Annotated in this window: 19 protein-coding genes; 16 read left to right on the top strand and 3 right to left on the bottom strand. The window is 62.8% G+C overall.

Annotated features, from left to right (window positions below):
* Positions 1-2: 2 nt before the first annotated feature.
* The 16 genes from tssB to NKJ04_RS16940 are packed head-to-tail and all read left to right on the top strand — an operon-like array spanning position 3 to position 18,839.
* Entirely contained in the window at positions 3-542 is a 540-nt protein-coding gene (gene tssB, locus NKJ04_RS17015) for a type VI secretion system contractile sheath small subunit (RefSeq protein WP_352676581.1), read from the top strand.
* Positions 543-545: 3 nt separating this feature from the next.
* A complete protein-coding gene (tssC, locus tag NKJ04_RS17010; RefSeq protein WP_128305206.1) occupies positions 546-2,051 on the top strand; it encodes a type VI secretion system contractile sheath large subunit in 1,506 nt (501 codons plus the stop codon).
* Positions 2,052-2,098: 47 nt separating this feature from the next.
* Positions 2,099-2,554, top strand: a complete 456-nt coding sequence (locus NKJ04_RS17005; RefSeq protein WP_352676577.1) for an Hcp family type VI secretion system effector — start codon at positions 2,099-2,101, stop codon at positions 2,552-2,554.
* Positions 2,541-3,296 carry a type VI secretion system baseplate subunit TssE gene (tssE, locus tag NKJ04_RS17000; RefSeq protein ID WP_352676611.1) on the top strand — a complete coding sequence of 252 codons (756 nt, stop codon included), beginning with the start codon at positions 2,541-2,543 and terminating at the stop codon, positions 3,294-3,296. Before NKJ04_RS17005 ends, tssE begins: the two co-directional genes overlap by 14 nt.
* Before the next feature lies 1 nt (position 3,297).
* A complete protein-coding gene (gene tssF / locus NKJ04_RS16995; protein WP_352676574.1) occupies positions 3,298-5,172 on the top strand; it encodes a type VI secretion system baseplate subunit TssF in 1,875 nt (624 codons plus the stop codon).
* Positions 5,136-6,221, top strand: coding sequence for a type VI secretion system baseplate subunit TssG (gene tssG, locus NKJ04_RS16990; RefSeq protein ID WP_128305204.1), 1,086 nt, complete (start codon positions 5,136-5,138; stop codon positions 6,219-6,221). Before tssF ends, tssG begins: the two co-directional genes overlap by 37 nt.
* The gene (tagH, locus tag NKJ04_RS16985; RefSeq protein WP_352676569.1) at positions 6,218-7,687 is read left to right on the top strand and encodes a type VI secretion system-associated FHA domain protein TagH; all 1,470 of its coding nucleotides are present in this window, start codon (positions 6,218-6,220) and stop codon (positions 7,685-7,687) included. Before tssG ends, tagH begins: the two co-directional genes overlap by 4 nt.
* A 3-nt stretch (positions 7,688-7,690) precedes the next feature.
* Positions 7,691-8,143: a type VI secretion system lipoprotein TssJ gene (gene tssJ / locus NKJ04_RS16980; RefSeq protein WP_352676566.1), complete on the top strand. Its 453-nt coding sequence runs from the start codon at positions 7,691-7,693 to the stop codon at positions 8,141-8,143.
* Between the two features lie 40 nt (positions 8,144-8,183).
* Positions 8,184-9,518 carry a type VI secretion system baseplate subunit TssK gene (gene tssK, locus NKJ04_RS16975; protein ID WP_128305202.1) on the top strand — a complete coding sequence of 445 codons (1,335 nt, stop codon included), beginning with the start codon at positions 8,184-8,186 and terminating at the stop codon, positions 9,516-9,518.
* A 4-nt stretch (positions 9,519-9,522) separates the two neighbouring features.
* Complete coding sequence (gene icmH, locus NKJ04_RS16970; protein WP_352676562.1) at positions 9,523-10,845, top strand: type IVB secretion system protein IcmH/DotU; 1,323 nt, start codon at positions 9,523-9,525, stop codon at positions 10,843-10,845.
* Between the two features lies 1 nt (position 10,846).
* A complete protein-coding gene (gene tssM, locus NKJ04_RS16965; RefSeq protein WP_352676559.1) occupies positions 10,847-14,380 on the top strand; it encodes a type VI secretion system membrane subunit TssM in 3,534 nt (1,177 codons plus the stop codon).
* Positions 14,377-14,904, top strand: coding sequence for a type VI secretion system-associated protein TagF (gene tagF / locus NKJ04_RS16960; protein ID WP_352676556.1), 528 nt, complete (start codon positions 14,377-14,379; stop codon positions 14,902-14,904). Before tssM ends, tagF begins: the two co-directional genes overlap by 4 nt.
* Positions 14,904-16,007 (top strand): DUF2169 family type VI secretion system accessory protein, encoded by a 1,104-nt coding sequence (locus NKJ04_RS16955; protein WP_352676553.1) that lies wholly within the window; start codon positions 14,904-14,906, stop codon positions 16,005-16,007. Before tagF ends, NKJ04_RS16955 begins: the two co-directional genes overlap by 1 nt.
* The gene (locus NKJ04_RS16950; protein WP_352676550.1) at positions 16,004-17,026 is read left to right on the top strand and encodes a 3-oxoacyl-ACP synthase; all 1,023 of its coding nucleotides are present in this window, start codon (positions 16,004-16,006) and stop codon (positions 17,024-17,026) included. Before NKJ04_RS16955 ends, NKJ04_RS16950 begins: the two co-directional genes overlap by 4 nt.
* Positions 17,026-17,985: a DUF4150 domain-containing protein gene (locus NKJ04_RS16945; RefSeq protein WP_127296684.1), complete on the top strand. Its 960-nt coding sequence runs from the start codon at positions 17,026-17,028 to the stop codon at positions 17,983-17,985. The genes NKJ04_RS16950 and NKJ04_RS16945 overlap by 1 nt, the downstream gene beginning before the upstream one ends.
* An 11-nt stretch (positions 17,986-17,996) precedes the next feature.
* Positions 17,997-18,839, top strand: coding sequence for a WD40/YVTN/BNR-like repeat-containing protein (locus NKJ04_RS16940; protein ID WP_352676548.1), 843 nt, complete (start codon positions 17,997-17,999; stop codon positions 18,837-18,839).
* 47 nt (positions 18,840-18,886) lie between these two features.
* On the opposite strand, the gene NKJ04_RS16935 is transcribed toward NKJ04_RS16940, so the two are convergent.
* From NKJ04_RS16935 to NKJ04_RS16925, 3 genes are read right to left on the bottom strand one after another with little or no spacing between them, the layout of a single operon-like run.
* A complete protein-coding gene (locus NKJ04_RS16935; RefSeq protein ID WP_352676608.1) occupies positions 18,887-19,225 on the bottom strand; it encodes a hypothetical protein in 339 nt (112 codons plus the stop codon).
* On the bottom strand, positions 19,222-19,647 hold the full coding sequence (locus NKJ04_RS16930) for a DUF6484 domain-containing protein (protein ID WP_127296687.1): 426 nt from the start codon (positions 19,645-19,647) through the stop codon (positions 19,222-19,224). Before NKJ04_RS16930 ends, NKJ04_RS16935 begins: the two co-directional genes overlap by 4 nt.
* 8 nt (positions 19,648-19,655) lie before the next feature.
* The gene (locus NKJ04_RS16925; RefSeq protein WP_352676545.1) at positions 19,656-21,980 is read right to left on the bottom strand and encodes a type VI secretion system Vgr family protein; all 2,325 of its coding nucleotides are present in this window, start codon (positions 21,978-21,980) and stop codon (positions 19,656-19,658) included.
* Positions 21,981-22,141 lie beyond the last annotated feature (161 nt).

Below are 22,141 nucleotides of genomic sequence, written 5' to 3'. Positions count from 1 at the left end.
ACATGCCAGCCGAAAGCAAAGCGAAGGTCATCGAACGAAATCGCGCGCCGCGGGTGCAGATCGCCTACGATGTGGAAACCTACGGTAGCCCGACAACGATCGAACTGCCGTTCGTCATGGGCGTGATGGCCGCCCTTTCCGGTGCTTCGCAGACCAAGGAAGCATCGAAGTCGGTGCTGGACCGCTCCTTTGTCGAGACCGATGCGAACCGCTTCCCCAAGTTCATGGAGGCGCTTGGGCCCCGCGTCAAAGCCCGGGTGAAGAACACGCTGCCGCAGGCCGAAGGTCAGGAGCGCGACGAGGAACTGGCGCTCGATCTTACATTTTCCAAAATAGGCGATTTCGCTCCGGACAAGATCGCCGAGCAGGTGCCGCAACTGGCCGAGATCCTCAAGATGCGTCGTCAGCTCGAGGAGTTGCTCGGCTTCATGGATGGCCGCGTAGACGCCGAGAAACGCATTGCGCAGCTTCTGAACAACGAGCCGCTGCTTGGCAAGATCGCCAGCCAGGCACTCGCCGACGACGACAAGACAGGGGAGTAGATCATGGCCGAACAGCAAAAGACTGCCGCAATCGCCGCTGAGGCCGAAGCCATCGACCTCGGAGAATTCAGCGGGCTCCTCGAGAAGGATTTCAAGGTCAAGAAGGACGACAGCGAGAAGCTGCAACAACTCGTGCGCAATCTCGCGCTCGCTGCGCAATCGCGTTCGGATACCACGACCATCTCGTCCAATGCGATCAAGTCGATCAAGTCGCTGATAGCCGGCATCGACAAGATGCTGACGACACAGGTCAACGAGATCCTGCACGCACCGGAAGTGCGCGAAATGGAAGGCACATGGCGGGGCCTCTGGTATCTCGTCAACAACACCGAGACGGATCAGAAGCTGAAGATCCGGGTGATGAACATCTCCAAGGAGCAGCTGGCCGACACGCTCGAAGACTATGAAGGTCAGATGTGGGACCAGAGCCCGATCTTCAAGAAGGTCTATACGGACGAGTATTCGATGCTGGGCGGCGAGCCGATCGGCTGTGTGATCGGCGCCTATGAATTCTCCAACCACCCGCGCGACGTCGGTCTGCTGCGCAACATCTCCGGCATCTGCGCCTCGGCGCACACGCCGTTTATCGCAGCCGCCTCGCCGCGCCTGTTCCGCATGGACAGCTGGCAGGAATTGCCGAACCCGCAAGACTTGCAGCAAATCGTCTCCAACCCGGCCTATGCCTCGTGGCAGTCGCTGCGCGAGAGCGAGGACGCCCGCTATATCGGCTTGACCATGCCCCGCGTTCTGGCCAGATTGCCCTATGGCACGGATACCGTTCCGGTGAAGGGCTTCACCTTCGAGGAAGAGGTGGAGGGCGATCACAACAAATATGTCTGGATGAACGCCGCCTTCCCGATGGGCGTCAACATCAACCGCAGCCACAAGCTTTTCGGCTGGGGCACGCAGATCCGCGGCGTCGAGAATGGCGGCACTGTGCTCAATTTGCCGGTCCACAGCTTCCCCACCGATGATGGCTCGATCGCCATGAAATGTCCGACCGAAGTCGCCATCGACGATCGGCGCGAGGCCGAACTGGCCAAGCTCGGCCTGATGCCGATCCTGCATCGAAAGAATACCGATCTGGCCGCCTTCATCGGCGCCCATTCGCTGCAGGACGACGAGACGCGCGCCGGCCGGCTGGTCGACCCCGATGCACAGTCGAACGAAAGGCTGAGCGCTAACCTGCCCTATCTCTTCCCGGTCTCGCGTTTCGCGCACTACCTCAAGGCGATTGCGCGCGACAAGGTCGGCTCGTTCAAGGAGCGCTCCGACATGCAGATCTGGCTGACCGAGTGGATCAACCGCTACGTGCTGGCCAACCCGGCCTTTGCCGACGACAAGGCGCGCGCCAAGCGCCCGCTTGCGGCGGCCGAAGTCCAGGTCGACAGCGTGGAAGGACGGCCGGGCTACTACAACGCCCGCTTCTACCTGCGCCCGCACTACCAGTTGGAAGGCATCAACGCCTCGCTGCGGCTGGTATCGGAACTGCCATCCGTGAAGACCTGATTTGCACCAACGGACTTTGTTTTGTTTGAAAGCGGTGGAGAAAGACAATGCCAGTCAAGATTGATGGTTTTCTGAAGGTTCCCGATATCAAAGGCCCCAGCACCCGCGACGGCCACGATGACGAGATCGAAATCCATGGCGTCGACTACAAGATGGTCGCACCTTATGATCCGAATTCGCTGTCACGCCGTGGCCGCGTCTCGATGGGCATGATCAAGTTCATCAAGCACTACGACAAATCCTCGCCCTACCTGAAAAAGGCTTTGTTCGAGAACAAGGCGCTGGATGAAGTGGTGTTCTCCGCACGGCGGACCATCGACGGCGAGACCAAGGACTACCTGGTCGTCACCCTCACAGACGCCTCGATCATGGAATACGAGATGTCGCAGGCCGAGGACGAGGCCGATCTGATCCAGGAAGAGGTCAGCTTCGCCTACAAAAAGATCAAGTTCGTCTATGACGGCAATGATGAAGCCGAAATGGATGTCTATGTCGGCAAGTGAGGTTCGGCGGCCCGGCGCGGGCAAGCAGCAGATCGCCGGCGGCTTGCGGGCAAAAAGCGAGGCTGTGCAGCCTTCGCTATGGGATCGCCTCGTCAACGACCTGCCGGGCCTGACCTCGGAAATAGATGGGCTGCGCCATGTCCTTCTGGACGAGCTTGGCGCGGACCGTCTCGATACACTCGTTGCCGGCAGTGCGCGGACCATCGACGCCGATGCGGAGCTGACGCCCGACCAGAAACGGCGTCTGCACCGCCTGGCCCTTCAGGCCCAGCACCGCGTCGAAATCGAAAGCCGTGGTGTGGTGGTATCGGCCCGCGTGCTCCGGGAAGCAGTGCGGCGCGACATTGAGGCGCTGTTCAACACCGAGCGCTTCGAGGCCACGCCGCTGCTTTCCGACCTGGAAAACGAGCAGATGGCGGACAATCCGCCGTCGCTCACCGATTTTCCGGAGGTGCGTCGAAGCGTGGTCAATTACGGCGTGCCTTCCTTCTCGGGCCGGTCGTCCCGCGACTTCGACCGCGACGTGCTGGCGCGCGAAATCCGCTCGGTGCTCGCCACCTTCGAGCCCCGGCTCAAGGAAAGCGCGACGAAGGTTAGCGTCACCCTTGGCGACAAGACCGTGGGCCTGAAGATCGAGATAGACGCCGTGCTGATCATGACGCCCACACCGGAACGCATGCGCCTGCGCACCACGATCAATCTCGACAACGGCTTGGCGCGGACCGAAATTAGGGATGCCTGAGATGGACCGGGTCTTCGTCGAATATTACGAGGAGGAACTGACCCATATCCGCGGCCTTGCGGCGGAATTCGCCGACATGCATCCGGCGGTGGCGCGCAACCTCTCCCTCGATACGGTGCCCTGCCCGGATCCTTATGTCGAACGGCTGCTGGACGGTGTCGCCTTCCTCGCCGCGCGTACCCGACTAAAGGTCGACGCCGAGCGCTCGCGATTTTCGCGCAGCGTACTCGATGTCCTCTATCCTGATCTCGTCACACCGGCGCCGGCAACGGCGATGGCGGTGCTGAAACCCGGACAGCAGGTGCAGATCATGCCGGCCGGCCACGTCGTCAAGCGCAACACGCGGCTGGTCTCCAGCCTGCAACCCGGCCTGTCGACGCGCTGCACCTTCTCGACCGCACAGGACATGACCTTATGGCCGATAGCGATCACTTCGGTCAGTTATTTTCAGGATCGCAGCGCGCTGGCGGCGGCCGGCATCGGACCGATCGGCGGCATCGCCGGCGAGGCGGCGCTGCGCCTCGCGCTGACGCGGACCGGAAAAGGCAAACTCGACGAATTGGCGCTCGACCAACTCGACCTCTATTTTGCTGGACGCACCAAGGCGCCGCTTCTGTTCGACGCTATTTTCGGCGCTTGCGTGGCCATTGGCGCACGACCGGAAGGCAAGACCAACCGGCTGTCGCCCTTGCCGGCACCCGAAATGGTCGGCATCAGCGACGACGAGGCCTTGATGCCGCGCACCCGCCCGACATTCGAAGGCTACCGCCTGCTGCGCGAATACTTCATCATGCCGGAGCGCTTTCACTATGCGCGGGTCATGGGACTGCAACAGGTGGTGCGCAAATGTGAGGCCGGACTGGAGATCATCTTCCTGTTCCGCCGCCCGGTTCCCGAACTCGCCGACCTGACGCCGGCTGATTTCGAGCTTTTCGCGACGCCGATCATCAATCTGTTCGAGCGTGAGTGCAACGTCGTCGAGCTCGATCAACGCAAGACGCGGCAGGTGTTGCACGCCGACCGCACGCGGGCGCGCGACTTCGAGATCTATCGGGTCCTGCGCGTCGAGGATGCCGACAGTGAAGGCAGCGACGCCGAGATACCGGAGCTGTTCAGCCTCGGGCAGAACCGCAGCAGCGGCTGGGTATATTCGACGGAGCGGCGCCCACGCCGGGCAACGGAGGATGAACGGCGTGACGGCCTGACCCGCACCTCATATACCGGGGACGACGTTTTCCTGGCCGTATCGCGGCCGCTTGGAAGCCCCGCGAACCGGCCGTTGAAGCGTCTCGACATCATGGCGCTTTGCACCAACCGCGACCTGCCGCTCCTCGACGACAATCCGACCTTGACGCTGGAGGCCGGTGATCCGGTCGAATCCGTCCGGCTGCTCGGCGCGTTGCGTCCACCGCAGCCGGCCATCCCCGCGGCACTGCCCGCCGGAGCCGATGGTGAATCCCGAGCCGACGATCTCGCCTGGCGACTGGTGGCGCAGCTGGCGCTCAATTTCTTGAGCCTTGCCAAGGACGGCCGCGGCGTCGATCCGCTGCATGCGCTGCTCGATCTTTATGCCGACCGGGGCGATCCAAGCCTTGCCCGCAACGTGCATTCGATCGTGCGCATCGACTCGCGGTCGGTCATCGAGCGACTGCAGATCGACGGGCCGATGTGCTTCGGACGTGGCACTGAAGTGACGCTGCATGTCGATCAGTCGGTGCTGGCCGGGCAAAGCACCTTGCTGCTGTCGGCCTTGCTGGCGCGGCTGTTTGCCCGTCATGCCGGAATAAACGGCTTCGTGCGAACCCGCACGCGGCTGCTGCAGAAGCAGGAGGATGTGCCATGGCCGATGACGCCCGGCAATCGCTACCTGATCTAGACAAGACGCCTGATCTAGACAAGGCCGGCCCGGACCGGGCCGAAGGTCTGTCTGAAGCATTCGACTTTTTCGAATTGCTGCGCCGTCTCGAACAGCGGAGCGGCCTGTTCGGCCATTCCGGACGCCCCGACCGCGAGCCGGCAAGGCTCGGCCAGCATGTGCGGCTGGCCTTTTCCGCGCGGGACCTGGTGCAATTTCGCGAGGCCAGCGACAAGGCACCGGCCCGGGTCACGATTGCAAATCTCGGTCTGTTGGGACCTGAGGGGCCAATGCCGCTGCATCTGACGCGCTGGGTGCTCGACCGCCTGTCGCAGCGTTGGTTCTCCGGCGCCGATGCACAGCAGACCAGCGACACGACCTTCGTTGACTTCGTTAACATCCTTCAGCACCGCATGATTGCGCTCTACTACCGCGCCTGGGCGGATGCCCATCCGGCGGTTCAGGTCGAGCGCGCGGTCGGCGGCCGCGTTCGCGCCATGCTTGAAGCGATGGCGGGGATCGGGCTTCCCGGTACCCAGAACCCTGATCTCGACACCGTCAAGCTTCGGCAAGCCGCTTCGCTCGCCAGTCAGATCGATGGTCCGGAACGGCTGACGTTGTTCCTGGCGGAAGCCTTCAAGGTGCCGGTTCAAATCAAGGAATTCATCGCCGCCTGGATAACGATTCCGATCGGGCTGCAGACGCGCCTCGCGAAAGCCTATGCGGGTCTTGGCCGGGGAGCGACGATCGGCCCGCGCGTTTTCAACCGCCAAAGCAGGATCGAGCTGCGCGTCGGCCCACTCGGTTTTGAAGAGTTCAAGGCGTTGCTGCCGGGAGGCTCGCGCCTCAAACTGTTCAAGCAGGCGGTTCGCGACATGGTCGGGGAGACGCTCGACGTCGACCTGCGCATCGTGCTGGCGCGCGAAGCCGTGCCGCCGCCGCGTATCGGTGCGGTCCAGCTCGGCCGGACCGCCTGGCTTGCGCGGCCCGCCGAAAGGGGCGATGCTGACGATCTGCGGCTGCGGACGATTGTCGGATGGCGGCCGGAAATGGCGGGGGTCGCGGCATGAGCCTGCTGCTGACGCTGGAGCAAGGGCCACGCACCCAGGCGGTACGACAGACCCGGCTGGACGAAGGCGAGCTGGTGATCGGCCGCAGCGCCGACGCAGGCTGGCAGATCAACGATCCCGACATGTTCGTTTCGCGCGCCCATTGCAGGATCACGGGCGGGCGAGACGGCTATTTCGTCACCGACACGTCGAGCAGTGGGCTGTTCATAAACGACTCCGACAGCCCGCTCGGTGCCGGCCAGTCGACGCGCCTTCAAAGCGGCATGCGGTTGAGGCTTGGCGACTATGTCGTCCATGTCGACCTGCAGACGCCAACCGCCCAAGCACCGGCAGTAGCCAGCCAGCCGGTTCCCGAACGCCTGCCGCAGGCATCGCGGCGGCCGATAAGCATCGGCGGTGACGACTTCTTTTCCGCCAGGGTCGAGGAAGAGCCGGGACGGCCACGACCGGCCGATCTGCCCAACCCGTTCGAGCAGCCGGCTGCTGGCGCGTTCGAGCGTGCTGCTTCCAGTCTGCGCAGCTCGCCTGCTTTCGATGACCCGTTCAGCCTCGATCCGGTTTCGACGCCTGGGTCGACGGGCGTTGATCCTCATCCCGAAACTGGCACTGCGCCAAGCTTCGCGGATCCGTTCAGCATCGACCCGGTGCCTTCTCTTAACCGCCCAACTGAACCCGCCGCCGGAAAACCGTCCGAATTCAATGATGACTTTGGTTTCGGACCAGCGGCCGCTCCAAGTTCGGCTAACGGCGTCGGCTCGAACGGACAGCGTGAGCGCATCGCCTCGCGGCCACAATCCACCAATCCCTGGGATCTGCCTGTGCAGGCAGCAGACGCCCCAGCCCGGACGGGCGCTGCCGCAAAACCTGCCCGCCTGCCGGCAGCGGCGCAACTGGGGGACATGGCGCTTCGCTCCGCATTCCTGCGCGGCATGGGTGTCGAGGAAGCCGATTTCTCCGGGCGCGACAGTGTCGCGGAAATGGAGAAGTTCGGCCGCGAATACCGGCTGATGATGGAAGGCCTGATGCAGCTTCTGCGCAAGCGGGCCGAGGAAAAGGGCAACGCCCGCGTCGCCCAGACCATGGTCGGGGCATCCGAAGTCAATCCGCTCAAGTTCCTGCCTACGGTCGACGACGCCATCGTCACGCTTATCGCCGAGCGCAGCCCCGGATTTCTCGCCGGCGAAGCGGCAATCGCCGACGCGGTTCGCGATCTCGCGCAACACCACGTGCGCGCCTGGCGCGGCGTGCAGGCCGCTTTGCGACGTATGGTCGACCGGTTTGAGCCGGCGGCGATCGAGCAGGAGCTGAAGTCAAATTCGGCGCTCGGCAACCTGCTTGCGGGCGGGCGCAGCGCCAAGCTGTGGGAGCTTTACCAGAGACGCCATCGTGAAATCGCCGAGAGCGCCGAGAAAAGCTTCCTTGGCGAAGTCGGCGCCGATTTTCGGGATGCATATGAGGAGGAGTGAGACATGATCGATCGACGTCAATTCGTTGTTACCCTGGGCGCGACTGGACTGCTTGCGGCTTGCCAGAGCGGTCCGCCGAAACCTTCGGTGATCACCGTCAACGTGTCCGGCGGGGCCGGCATGAACCCGGGACCAGGGGGCGGCGACCGGCCGGTGACAGTTCTCGTCATGCGGCTCCGCAGCACCGGCAAATTCAATTCCGCCGACTACTTTGCCCTGCAGGGCGATGCCGGCTCGGCGCTGGCAGGCGATCTCATCGGATCCGACCAGATCGCCGTCGGGCCGGGAAAATCCGCGTCCAAGACCATCACCGTCGAACCGGACGCGGCGGTGCTGGGCTTCGTTGCGCTGATCCGCGAGCCGACCGGCAGGAACTGGCGCACGACCAAGTCGGTGTCGTCGGGATCGAAATTCACGATCAATGTCACCCTTGGCAGCGGCGGTATTTCCGCCTAGCGGCCAGGGCAAGGGGGAGCTCGATGCAGAGAGTAGCGGCATGAGCGATGCAAACAGGGTGCTGTGGTCCGAAGGGCTTTTCCTGCGGACCCAGCATTTCCAGCAGCAGGATCGCTTTTTCGAGGCGACGGTGCGCGGCGCGTTGCAAGCCGGACAGTTGCATACGTTCGGCTTTCAACAACTGACGCTGGACCAGGCATTGCTCGATGCCGGCCAGGTCGCCATCCTGTCGGCTCGCGGCATCTTCCCGGATGGGACACCTTTCGCCATTCCAGAGATGATGGACGCACCGCGACCGTTGCCGGTCACCCCGGACACAGGCGCCGGATCGGTGCTGGTCGCCTTGCCGCTCGAGCCGTCCGGCGGTGTCGGCTTCGATCCCGCACACGCCGCCGCCTCGGGAGCGCGCTACCATGGGCGGATCGTTTCAGTGCGTGACGCCGTCCAGGGCGGTTCGGATCCTGAAGAAATCGAAATCGCCCGTCCGCAGGCGCTGCTGCTGGCACCCGGCAAATCGGTTGGCGGCTACACCGCCTTGCCGATCGCCGACCTCAAGGGGGTTCGAGCCGATGGCGGCGTCTCGCTGGACGAGACCTTCCTGCCGCCGACGCTGGTGACCGGCGCGGTGGCCTGGTATCGGCAATTGCTTCAGGAAGTCGTCACGGGCCTTGACCAGATCGCCGAAGCGCATGGCAAGATGGTGATGGGCGGACCGGGGCGCAGCGTCGAAGACCTGCTGATGCTCAACCTCGCTAATGCCGCACGGCCGCGGCTAGCCCACATGCTGGCGCAGGACGTCTTCCATCCGGCCGAGCTCTACTTGGAACTTGCCGGGCTCGCCGGTTCGATGGCGACCTACGGATCGAGCGCGCGGCGGTTGGGTGAGTTGCCGGCTTACGATCACATGGCGCCGGGACCCGCCTACATGGCGCTGGCGGATGCGCTGCGCTCGCTCATCCTCAGCCTGCGCTACATCGAGCCGAAATCGCGTGCGCTGCCGGTCATGCGGCATTCGACTAATGTCTGGAAAATACGCATCGACAATCCGAAGCTGCTGGTGGCCAGCCGGATCGTTATCCGGGTCGGTTCGGAGCTGTCGGAAGACGCGCTGCGCAAGATTTTCGTCAACCAGGCGACCGTGGGCTCGGCCGACCAGTTCGAGGGCCTGTGGAAATCGCGTCTGCCCGGCATTCCGCTGAAGCCACTGCATTCCCAGCCCCGCGAAATCCCTTACGATGGCGACCGGCTGTGCCTAGAGCTGGACCAGAAAAGCGAGCACTGGGCGTCGCTGCTCGATGCCCCCGGCTTCGTCATCGGCGTTTCGGGCGTGTTGCCGAGCGAGCCGCAGGTGGACTGCTATTCGGTGAACAGGTGAGATGATGAGCCGCGATGATCCTTTCGGACTGTCGGAGGATCGCGAACGCACCCGCATAAGGCTGACCGGCGCGCCGATGCCGCGGCCGATGGCGCCGCTCTTGCCGGGCGCGGCGGTCAAGCGGTCTCGAACCCACCCGAACGCGCTCGTCAACGCTTTCGCGCCCTTGCTCGAATTTGCGCCCGAGCTTGAAAGCGCACTGGCGCCGGAGAACCCGGAAGCGCTGCGCACCCGATTGCTCGAAGAACTGGTTCGGGCACGCGACATGGCGATGGCGACCGGATCCTCGCTGGAGCGGGCCGACCAGGCGGCCTGGGTGGTGGCGGCGTTGCTCGACGATCTCGCTTTGAACACGCCCTGGGGCGGGGCCAGCGCCTGGCCGCGGCAGCCCCTCGTGGTCGTGCTGCGCGGCGATGTCGATGCCGGCACGCAGTTCTTCACGCGTCTCGACGAACTCGAGCGCCATCCCAACCGTGACCGCGAATTGCTGGAGCTGCAGTATAATTGCATGGCGCTCGGCTTCCGCGGCAAATATCGGGTGCCCGGCCGCTCAGGCGACCGCTCGCTCAACGCGGTTCGCGTGGCGGCGGCACGCTTCCTGCGCGATGCCGACGCCGAAGGCGCGCCGCTGTCGCCAAATTGGAAGGGCGTGATCGCATCCGACGAGCCGCAACGCTTCATCGTGCCGATCTGGGTCATGGCGCTCGGCGCGGCGGTCGTCGCCACGGCCATCCATATCGGGCTGTCGATCGGACTGAGCAGCCAGGCGGTCGAACTATCAGCCCTTGTGCGCGCATTGCCGCCGCCTGAACGCGGGAGCATCACCCGGACCTCGCCCAAGGTCGACGCCCCGCCGCCGGAGAAAGTGGATTTTGCCCTGTTGCCGGAATTCCAGGCAGGTGCGCCGGCCGACCTCAAGTCCGCCCTCAGCGGCACCGAGAGCGTTTCGCTGGCCAAGCTGATCATCCAGGCCTCCAACCCCGAACTGTTCCAGTCGTCGCGGCCGCAACTGAGCGACGGCTTCGAGCCGCTGATCGGTTCGATCGCCAAGGTGATCCTCGCCAATCAGGAGTTGATCGGGAACATCACGGTGATCGGTCATACGGACGGCGTACCCTTGCAAAAGACCAATCCGCTGTCGACCAACCAGCGCCTGTCGGAGGCGCGTGCCCAGACGATCGCCGACATGCTGGTCCAGAACGGGGTGCCGCAGGACCGCGTTCATTCCGAGGGTCGCGCCGCCACCGACCCGGTGGCCAGCGACAGCACGCGCGAGGGGCGAGCCTTGAACCGCCGCGTCGAGGTGCTCGTCGAAAAGAGGCTGTGAGATGTTCATCCTGCGCTTCCTCTGGGCGGTTCTGACATCGCGCTGGCTGTGGACGCTGATCGGCATCACGCTGCTTTCCCTGGTCATCTGGGTATTCGGTCCGATCGTCAGGGTCGGCCCCTATGAACCATTCGCCTCCGAAAATGTGCGCATCGTCATCATTGCGCTGCTGGTCATCTTCTGGCTGATCTGGCTGATCGTCGCCGAACGCCGGGCGATCCGCGCCAACCGCATGTTCGTTGCGGAGATCGCCGCGCCGGCGGTGGAAAAGCCGCTCGGCCCCGGCGAAGAGAACGTCGCCGCGGTGGGTGCCAAGTTTGCCGAGGTGATGGCCGAACTGAAGCGCCGCAAGCTGGGCGGACGCAAGTTTCTGCGCGAGATGCCATGGTATGTGATCGTCGGGCCGCCGGCCACCGGCAAGACCACGGCCCTGCGGCAGTCCGGACTGAATTTTCCGATCGACCTCACCGACGACCTGCAGGGGGTCGGTGGCACGCGCAACTGCGACTGGTTCTTTTCCGAGAGCGCGGTCCTAATCGACACCGCCGGCCGCTATGTGCAGCAGGAGAGCCAGCCCGATGTCGACGCGGCGGAATGGCTGGGCTTCCTCGACCTTTTGAAGAAGCATCGCGGCCGCCGCGCCCTCAATGGTGTGATCGTCGCGCTTTCGATCGACGTGCTTTCGGACGGCGACGAAGCAATCAAGGCGCATGGCCGCAAGATCCGCCGCCGACTGGCCGAACTCAACGACCGGCTCGAAATCCGCCTTCCGGTCTATCTGATGCTGACCAAGGCCGATCTGATCAAGGGTTTCGAGGCTTTCTTCGGCGGCCTGTCCACCGCCTCGCGCGAACAGGTCTGGGGAACGACCTTCGCGCTGGATGCGCGCATCGATGCCAAGACCATCGAACGCGAGATTTCAACGCTGGCGACGGAACTCGAGCGGCGGCTTGTGCCGCGCCTGGAAGACGAGGACAAACTCGCCGCCCGCGCCGAAATCTTCAGATTTCCTGCCCAGCTGTCCAGCCTGTCCGAACCGATCCAGGTGCTGGTCGAGGCGATGTTCGGCCAAAGCCGGTATGAAGAGGCTGCATGGCTGCGCGGCCTCTATCTGACATCGGCGACGCAGGTAGGGGCGCCGATCGACCGGCTGACCGCGGCGCTATCGTCGTCCTTCGGCCTCCCGCCACGGCGGACCCTGCCCGCGCAAAGGGTCGAGAAACGCAGCTTCTTCCTGAAGAACCTGCTCACCGAAGTCGTCTTCAAGGAAGCAGGCCTCGGCACCTTCGATCCGCTGGCGCAACGCCGCCGCGCTTGGATCTGGCGGGGTGCGGCGGCTGCATGCGCGGCGGCGGCCTTGCTGGCCGGCGGACTGTTTACCTGGTCCTATTTTGACAACCGCAACGCGATTACTGCCCAGGCGAGCCAATTCGAGGCCCTGCAAACACCGCTGACCTCTGCTGCCGCAAACCCGGCATCGGTGGAGCAACCTGCCATCGACGGCGCGCTCGAGGCGATGGACGCTGTCGCTAGTGCCCGGACAACACCGCCGGGCGCGGCCCAGGATCTGCTAGGCCCATCGGCCTCGGCGGAGCTGGTGCGGGCACAGGCAGACACGTACGATCATGCTCTGCGCAATGTTCTCGAGCCACGGATGGTCGCACTGCTCGAGGCGACCATGTGGCGGCAGATCCGCGATCCGGATTTCATGCTCGGCGCTCTCAAGACCTATCGCATGATGACGGGTCTGTCGCAGATGGACACGGATTTCGCCCAGAACTGGTGGGTTAACAGCCTGCCCGAATTCGCCGCCGCGGCACCATTTCCAACCGCCGATGCGGAAGAGCATCAGCTTGCCGCCATCCGCCGGATGGCGGTCGACGAAAGCTATATCGCGCCCGACCAGGCCCTGGTTGCCGAAGCGCTGAAAACGGTGTGCACGATTTCGTTGCCGGCGCGCGCCTACAAGCAGTTACTGGCCGATCCGGCGGTGGCCGGGCTGAAGGAGTGGATCCCGGCGAATTTCGCCGGTCCCAACGGGGGCAAGGTCTTTGCGCGGCGTTCCGACAAGACGCTTCGCGTCGGCATTTCGGGAGCATTCACCTATGCAGGCTTCCATGACGCCGTTCTAGACCGTATCGAGGACGTGGCTGCACAAGCGGCACTCGATCGTGCCGTTTTCGCCGGCGGCTGTTCGGAGAATTCCGAAACCTCGGTCTCGGCGTTGTCCGAGGACATCCTGAAGCTCTACTACGATGACTATATCGCGCAGTGGGACAGCTTCCTGCGCGATATGAGGCTGGCGCCGTTGACCGATCTCAATGTCGCCAGTGAGAATCTGAAGGATCTCTCCAGCGCCGATTCAGCATTGAAACGTCTGCTCACCGCGGTCGTTCAGGAGACCGACCTTACCCGGTCCGATGAATCGCCGGCCGACGACAAGGCTGCGGCCAAGGGCTCGAAACTGCTCGGCAAACTCGGCAAACTTGGCAAGATCGTGAAAACGGGGGCAAAGCTGCTTCCACGCGCGGGCTCAGCCGACGAGGTGGACCTTACCGGCAATCTGGTGGCCGAGCACTTCAAGCCCCTCAAGGGTGCAATCGCCGAGGTCGACGGCCAGCCGCCGGCACTCGACGCCGCAGTGGTGGCACTGACGGCGTTGTCCAACGTGCTGCAGACGGTCACGGCCAATCCTGACCCCCAGGACGCCATCAAGAAGCAGGGCGGCCTCGCCGAGCTGACGGGGGCGGTTGCCAGGCAAGCGCAGATCCTGCCCGATCCGATCGACGACTGGCTCGGCGGTGTCGCCGGCGACACCAGCGGGTTGACGCAGAAGGCGGTCACCTCGGAGCTCAACGCGATCTGGCGCGCCGACATCCTGCCTTTCTGCCAGGCGGCGCTCAACGACCGCTATCCGTTCAGTCCCGACAGCGCGGTGGACGTCAATGTGCGTGATTTCGCCCGCCTGTTCGGACCAGCCGGGCTGATCGATGCCTTCATCAACGACCATTTGATCAGCTACGTGGACACCGCCAGCCAGCCGTGGAAATGGCGTGCCGACTTTGGCCTCGACCCTTCGGCGCTGGCCGCGTTCGAGCAGGCCAGGCGGATCCGCGACGATCTCTTTCCCGGTGGCACGGGCCCGGTGATGAGCTTCACGCTCGAGCCGAAAGACCTGTCTCCGAACGTCACGCGCGTGACGCTCAATCTCGATGGCCAGACCCTCGTCTACTTCAACAACGCGACGCGGCCGCAACCGATGACGTGGCCCGGCAAGGACGGCACCGGGGTCATCTCGCTCGCATTCCAGCCCATCGATGGATCACCTGAGATCATGCTCAACGAAACCGGCAGCTGGGCGTGGCTGAGGATACTGCGCAGCGGCCGATTCACCGGGACCTCGTTGTCCGATGTCTACAGCCTGCGCCTGGGGACGAAAGGCATGTACGCCGATTTCGAACTCAAGGCCGCCAGCGTCGAAAATCCCTACAACCTCCAGATGTTCAAGAAATTCTCATGTCCGCCGCAGATATGAACCTGCCCGGCTTTTACGGCAAGATCCCCGCCACGGGCGATTTCGTGACGCGGCGGCTAAGCGGGGACTTTGTTCGCGTCTGGGACCGCTGGCTGGCGCAGCATCTCGTGCCACTGTTTGGCTCGGAATTTTGGCCAAACACAACCGCGCTGCGCTTTCTGGCTGGCCCGGCTTCCTTCGGCGCATCGGCAGGCATCATTTTGCAGAGCGCCGACAGGGTTGGCAGAAAATTCCCTTTGAGTGTGGTCGCGCAGCTTGCAGAAGCTCCGGTTCGGCTGGCTGACGCCGAGGCCTGGTTTTCCAGCATCGAGGAGGCGGCCATCGCCGCCCAGAACGGCGAGCTGACGCCCGACGAACTGGATGCCGTGCTCGCTGGACTGGCGGCGCCGCCGGTCGAGCCGGGCGATGAGGTCATCAGCGACATGGTGATGTGGACAGCCCGTTCGGACATTTTCGACATCGACCCGCAATCGCCGCAAGCGACGCTCGAGCAGATCCTGGCCGCCAGTTGGGAGACCAGTTGATGCAGATCTGGAACCAGATGGGGTATCAGCACCAATTTACCATGGGCATGGACAAGGACGGCCGTGAGTGGATCGTCGTGGTTGTCAAAGGCACGTTCGACTTCCCCGTCATGCCGGGCGGACTGGCGCAAAAATCGGCGGAACAGATGCCGCTGGTGATGGCCGACACACAAACCGGCGTGCCTGGTTACTCGGCCACGCTGTGGGAGACCGACTTCGCCTTCCGCAAACCGCGCTGCGACGTGATCGCCAATGGCTGCGCCTATGCGCCGGGCGGACGACCAGCCGAGCGCGTGCCCGTCGGCATCAAGGTTGGCAATTGGTCAAAACTTTTCGAGGTCGTCGGCCACCGCGAATGGCGCTCAATCGGCCCGGTCTTTACAGCCACGTCGCCGCAGCCCTTCCTGAAACTCCCCATCTCCTACGACGTTGCTTGGGGCGGCGTCGACAGGCTGGACGCGGAGGACAAGCTCCCCGCCAGCTACAAATACAACCCGGTCGGAACCGGCTGGTCCCGGACCAAGAACCAGCGCCTCATCCCCGGCCTGCGGCTACCGAACACGCAAGCTGTCGGCGAAGACATCCGCTCTCCCTTCGGTGACTACAAGCCGATGAGCTTTGGCCCGATGGGCCGCGGCTGGCCGGGCCGGATCGAGTATGGCGGCACCTACGACCAGAATTGGATCGACAATGTCTTCCCTTTCCTGCCGCAGGATTTCGACGAGCGCTACTTTCAGATGGCGCCGCCCGACCAGCAGATCGATTCTCCTCGCGGCGCTGAAGAGGTCCAGTTGGTCAACCTGACGCCCGAAGGCCGCGTGAGCTTCCGCTTGCCGAAAAGTACGCTGCCTATCACCTTGTTCAAAGGGCAAGTAAAAGCCCTGGAGACCGACCTTCTCCCCGACACGGTCTTGATCGACCCGGAGAACCGCCGTTTCTCGCTGGTCTGGCGCGTCTCGCAGCGGATCTACCGCACGATCCTCGACTTCACCGAGTGCTGGGTTGGCCCGCCAACGGAGTCGATGCTGCGCGCCCGCGCTGCCGGCCGGGATTATGTCCGCGCCGATGGAACCGCGCCCATAGATGAGGTCGAAGACGCATGAACGCGGCCATCGACATCGCCTCGATCGGCATGGTGACCGCGGTCGGTCTGGACGCACCATCCGCGTGTGCGGCGATGCGTGCGAGGCTTGACGGCTTCCAGGAGACACGTTTCGTCGGATCTGGCACCGATTTGCTGATCGGCGCGCCGGTGCCGCTGCCGCGCAGCTGGATCAGCGAGAAGCGCATGGCCCACCTCGCCGCCGGCGCAATCTGCGAAGCTTTCGAAAGCATCCCGCAGGCGCGCGGCCAGACCGCGCTCATCCTTTGCCTTGCGGAAAAGGACCGCCCCGGAAATCCTACTGGCGACAGCGCGGGCCTGCTTCGCAGCATAGCCGAGATTGTCGAAATCGAGCCTCGTATGCGCTCTCGTGTCGTCGCGCATGGCCGTCCTTCCGGACATGTAGCACTCGATCAGGCACGCAGAATGATCGTCTCGGGCGAAGCACCCTATGTCATGATCGCAGGCGTCGACAGCTACCTGACTGCCCCGGCGATCGCCTACTATCTTGGCGAAAATCGCCTGCTTACGACAGACAATCCAAACGGCTTCATTCCGGGCGAGGCCGCCTCTGCTATTTTGTGCACACAGTCGCAGCGCGGCGGCTTTCGCCTCTTCGGACTTGGCTTGTCGTCCGAGCAGGCATCGATCTATAACGTCGAGGATCTGCCGCTGCGTGGCGATGGCATGACCTCCGCCTATAGCATGGCCTTCAAAGAAACCGGCATCGAGATGAACCGGCTTGGCTATCGCATCGCCGACCTCATTGGCGAGCAATACTGGTTCAAGCAGACCGCGCTCGCAAGTCTGCGGCTGCTGCGGGGCAGGCATGACTTCCAAGATCTCTGGTCGCCAGGTGAATCTCTTGGCAACATCGGTGCTGCCGCCGTTCCGCTGATGATCGGCATGGCGTTCACCGCGGCGCGCAAAGGTTACGCCGCAGGAACCCCGGTGCTGATCGAGGCATCCAACGATGCGGGTGCTTGCGGCGCGGCAATTCTTGCTGTGAGGGCCGCCTGATGACGGTCTACGCGAACAGCCTCGAAGTTGCCTGCAAGGCGCAGTCCAACAAGGTGATTGCAGCTTTTCCGGACGTCTGCTTCACACCGCCGGAAAACCCGGCAACACCGCCTGGCATACCCATCCCCTACCCGTCCTTCGGTCTTGATTCCGACACTGACAACGGCACTGGCACCGTCAAGATCGGCGGCGAGAACATCACGCAGAAGAACAAATCTTACTACACCAAGACCAGCGGCACCGAGGCCGGCTGCGCGGCAAAAAAGGGCGTCATAACGTCGGTCAATACCGGAAAGGAATATGCAGTCGCCTGGTCAAGCGACGTGAAGGCTGATGGCGAACCTGTCAGCCGCATGACTGATGTATCCACCAACAATCATGCCTCTCCAACCGGCAACGCCCCGCCTTGGCCGAAGATTGGAAAACTGAAGGTCGGAAGGGCGTCCTGCGCCTCCATCCTAGCAAAGCTCGGCATGAAGGTGCACCGTTATGGTGACGCCAGCAAGGAATGTGCGTCGAACCAACAGTCAGACCATATCCTGCAGAACGCCTGTTTCCAGAATTCGCGCGGCGGTCAGGCGATCGCCACGACGCCGAGCTACACTATGAACGACGCGCCCTGCGTCTGTATTGAAGACGCCACCGATCCCAATACGGAACACGGCCGCAAGACGGCGGCGCAAGGTGAATGGGCGAAAGCGCAGCGTGCAAAGGGCACGAACCCGACCTACGAGGAAGTGCGCGAAGCCAACATGGAAGCGATGAAAAAGGCCAAGAACATCCCCGATGGTCCGAGAGGCAAGGAGCACCCTGCCATCGAATGCCTGAGGATGATATGTGACATCCATTTCCAGGCGATGATGAGCGGGCCGGAAAGCAAGAAACCCAGCACTCAAGCGCGTGCGCCCGCTACCGGCAAGTTTAAGCCGACGGTCACTAGTACCGTCCGCAGACGCTAAAGGAGATTAACGTGGCTGACTACAGCGTGACGGTGAACGGCGTGGTTGTCGCGGATGATGGAGCCATCTTTTCCGCGGTCGCATATTACGACGGTGAGAGCTTCTACTCCTTCGTCATCTCGGAATCGGATGTGTCCAGTGACGACAATGAGTCTGAACGAATTTACGAAAAACCCTGCTGGTTCACGGATATATGGCGCTCTAAGTCCGGCCGCATCCTTGTCTGCGACGACAATGGCGCTGTCCATGCGGGCTCGGGCACCGATTGGGCGGGAAGCCAGGTCTCATCTCGTCCTTTGAACACCGTCTGGGGATTTGACGACAACACTATTTACTGCGGCGGAGCCGAGGGCGTCGTCCACCATTGGGACGGCGCGCGGTGGTCCACCTTCAGCCCGGCTCTCGGAAATACAATCCTGTGCATCGCCGGTACGGCGCCGAACGACCTCTACGTGTCGGGCGAAGGATCATTGTTTTGGCATTATGACGGCCAGCAGTGGTCGCAAATTCAGCTGCCGACCAATGCCATTCTGGTCGGCCTGTTGGCGCTGTCTTCCACCGACGTCCTGGTTTCCGGTAGTGCCGGGACCCTGTTTCGCGGTTCCGGTCTTGCCTGGACAGATGTCTCGCAAAGCGGCCGAGATTTCTACAAAATGGCCCTTTACCGGAAATCCATCTACATCGCCGGCGGCGGACAAGGCGTATTCACATTTGACGGCACAGCGGTATCGAAACTTAAGGACGGCTTTCCGGTCTATCGGCTATCCACCAACGGGTCGTACTTGACACTGGCAGGCGGAAACTCCGCAATCAGATATGACGGCTCGAACTGGCTTGGCCCCGACTATACCTAACAGTCCGGAATTACAGTTCGGGCTGCTCCCGTTGCCCTGCGCACGCGTTAACTTCGCTTCGCGGCCAGATAGGACCTCACTTTTCCAAGGTCCAGATCCACGATACGCGGCGTCTCAATGACCGACAGCATGCGCACGACGAACAATTCACCCTGTTCAGGGTACTCGGCATAGCGTTCTCGCGCAATCTCGCGTCCGACATCGCCTGCCACCCGTAGCCCATCGAGATGCGCCTCCAGCCGCTCGACGAGCCGGGCAAGGCGCTCCTCGTCCATGTCCGGATTCTTGCCCGGATTGAGCAGGTTGTAGTCGTAGATTGTCCACAGGAACGCTGCCATCTCTGCGTGCTGACGGACGATTTCGCGAAGAACGGGCACCGACATCAGTTCAAATTGACCGAGCCGCCGCGAATGCGGTTCGCCGCGCTGGCGTGACTTGTCACATACGTACCGCGAATCGTGATGCGACCATCCTTCTCCATGATGATGGTCGCCTTGCCGCAGCGAAGCTCAATGCGTTCGTCACCGGTGATCCGCACCTGCTCCCCATCGCGGACGATTTGCGGTGCCGAAGTCCGGCGTGCCGGCTCGACAATGCGGCCGACAACGAGTGGCCGCCCGGGATCGCCATCCTGAAACAGCAACGCCACCTCGGCACCGATCATATCGGAAGTGAGTTCGGCAAGACTGCGCGCCGGAATCGCGGTCTCCTTCGGGTTTCCGGGAAAGACGACAAGCGGAGCGTCTTCGCCAAAGCCCAGGAATATGCCGATCACGACACCTTCGATCCGCTCCTTGACCCGTCCCATCGTCAACCTCAGTTCTGCTTTATCTCCGAGCCCTTCATGATGATGTCGCTCGAAGCTTTCACATTGATCTTGCCTGAACCGTTCACGGAAATATCCTTTCCGGTGATGGAAATCGTGCCATCCTTCTTCATCGCGATCGCCGCAGAACCGCACGTGATGGTAATGGCATCGCCCGCTTCGATGACCAAGGTCTTGCCCACCTTGATCGCGCCATCTTCGCCGACCTCAACAAGGCTGCCCTTTGCGATCTTGAGCGCGCGCGAACCGCCTACATCGGTTGCATCATCCTCGGCGATCTTGGCATCTCGCCCCTTGCCTATCTGCGAAGCATGAGCGCCGCCGATCTTGAAATTCTGATCGGCACCAATCTGGACCGACTGATTCGCAGCGATATTCCAGCTATCCGCTGCACCGATATCGTGGCTCTGCGCAGCACCCACAGTGACCGACCGTGTCGCACCGATTGTATTCGCTTGCGGGCCACCCACGGTTCGGGTTTCGGATGCCCCGACCGAATCGACCCGGGCCGCGCCAACGCTCACCGTCTGGACGATCGCCACGGTCTGCGTGTGATTGGCACCGATGGTTTCGGTCGAGTTCGAGCCAATGCCGATCGTCTCATTCGACCCCACCGTCAGCGAGCGATTGACGCCCACCGTCTCGGTGTCGTTGTTGCCGATATTCGTGGTCTGGTCGACGCCGACCTTGACCGTCTTGTTGTTGCCGACGTCCTCGTCGAGGTTGTGGCCGACGGAATGCTTGGCGTCGTGGTCGATGCGGTCGGACTGGTCGTGCTGGACAAGCTTGGTGCGGTCGTGCTTGATCAAAAGGTTGTGGTCCTTCTGCGCCTGGAAGTTAACCAGTTCGGAGCCGGCCTTGTCCTCGAACATCAGCTCGTTGTAGCCGCCGCCGCCTTTCGAGGAATTGGATTTCCAGCCCGACTGCGTTGCGTTGCCCGGCAAGCCGTAGGGCGGCATCTGCGAGGCGTTGTAGACCCTGCCGGTGATGATCGGCAGATCAGGGTCGCCTTCGAGGAAGTCGACGATCACCTCCTGGCCGATTCGCGGTATCTGGATGAAGCCCCAGCCGCTGCCGGCCCAGGTCTGCGAAACACGGACGAAGCAGGAACTGTTTTCGTTCTTCTTGCCCAGGCGGTCCCAGTGGAACTGCACCTTCACCCGCGCATATTTGTCGGTGAATATCTCCTCGCCGGAAGGGCCGACCACCGTCGCCGTCTGCGGCCCGCGCATGATGGGCCGCGGCGTGATCCGCGGAGCGCGATAGGGCAAGGCAGTCGGCGCGACACCCAGTACGACCTTGTAATTCTCGCTATGGGCTTCGTTCTGGGTTCTGTAGCCCGGATCGAACAACCTGTATTCCGCGCTGACAACCAGATACTCCTGGTTCTGGTCATCGCGCGGAAAGTTTTCCAGCTTGAACGTACAGCCGGAATGGAGGCCGCGCACGGTTCCGACCGCGGTGATGCGCTGGTGCACGGCCTGAAGCTCCTCGCGCCGGATACCGGCCAGGGTGTCGCCTCGCCCGACATCGAGATGCGCCCCAGGCTGGCGATAGTTCTCGCCGGAGGCTTCCTTGTGGCCGAACGGCTGGGCGGACTTCGCCATCAAATCGGCACCGGGCTTCTGGAAATCATAGTCGGTATGAGCATAGGCCCCCGGCCGCACCGAACTGCCCGGAATCCATTCGGTGATATATTCGACGTCGCGCCGCGAGCCCTGTCCCTCGAAATTATAGGGTATCTTCTCGTAGCCCGGCGCCGGCTTCAGCTTGCTCATCGCGTCGCACAGGACGAGCGTGTGCTTGCCCTCGTCATGCTCGAAGAAATAGAAGATGCCTTCGTGTTCAAGCAGGCGCTGCACGAAATCCAGATCGCTCTCGTCGTACTGCACGCAATATTCGCGCGACGGGTACGACCCTTGCAGCCGCTTCTCGAATTTCGCCGTACCGTATTTCGAGAAGATCTTCTCGACGATCTCGACAGCTGTCATGTTCTGAAATATCCGGCAATCGGTGGTGTTGCCGAGAAACCAGAGCCACGGCCTGACGACCGCTTCGTAGTAGGCCAGCCGGTCCTCGATGCGGGTCAGGCGAAACTCGGACACCAGGCCGCTGAACCATCGTTTCGGATCGGATTCCCCTTCGACCGAAACCGCGCCGCCCAGCATCTTCGCCGGATCGATGTCGGAGTTGGGCCCGACGAAGCCGACCGTATAGGCAAAGCAACGGCTGATCTCGTCGCGGCCGACAAGATGCGTAAAGGTCAGTACGGCGCCGACCGGCGTCTGCACAACCGTGGCACGTTCGTTCGGCATGGGTCGTGCCCCTCCTGGACGCGGCCGCCGGCGCGGTGAATTTGAAGTTCCCGCCATCTGCCGGGAATTTTTTCGACCCGCCGCACCAGGCCATGTTGAGCCTACCACATGTTGTCCCGCTGGCCAAAGAGGACGCACTGCGGAAAAAAACTTTAACTTCT

It is taken from the genome of Mesorhizobium sp. M0618 (assembly GCF_040320765.1).
GTDB lineage: Bacteria > Pseudomonadota > Alphaproteobacteria > Rhizobiales > Rhizobiaceae > Mesorhizobium.
The sequence above is the reverse complement of the archived record's forward strand: the minus strand, read 5'-3'. Positions and strand labels throughout refer to the sequence as shown.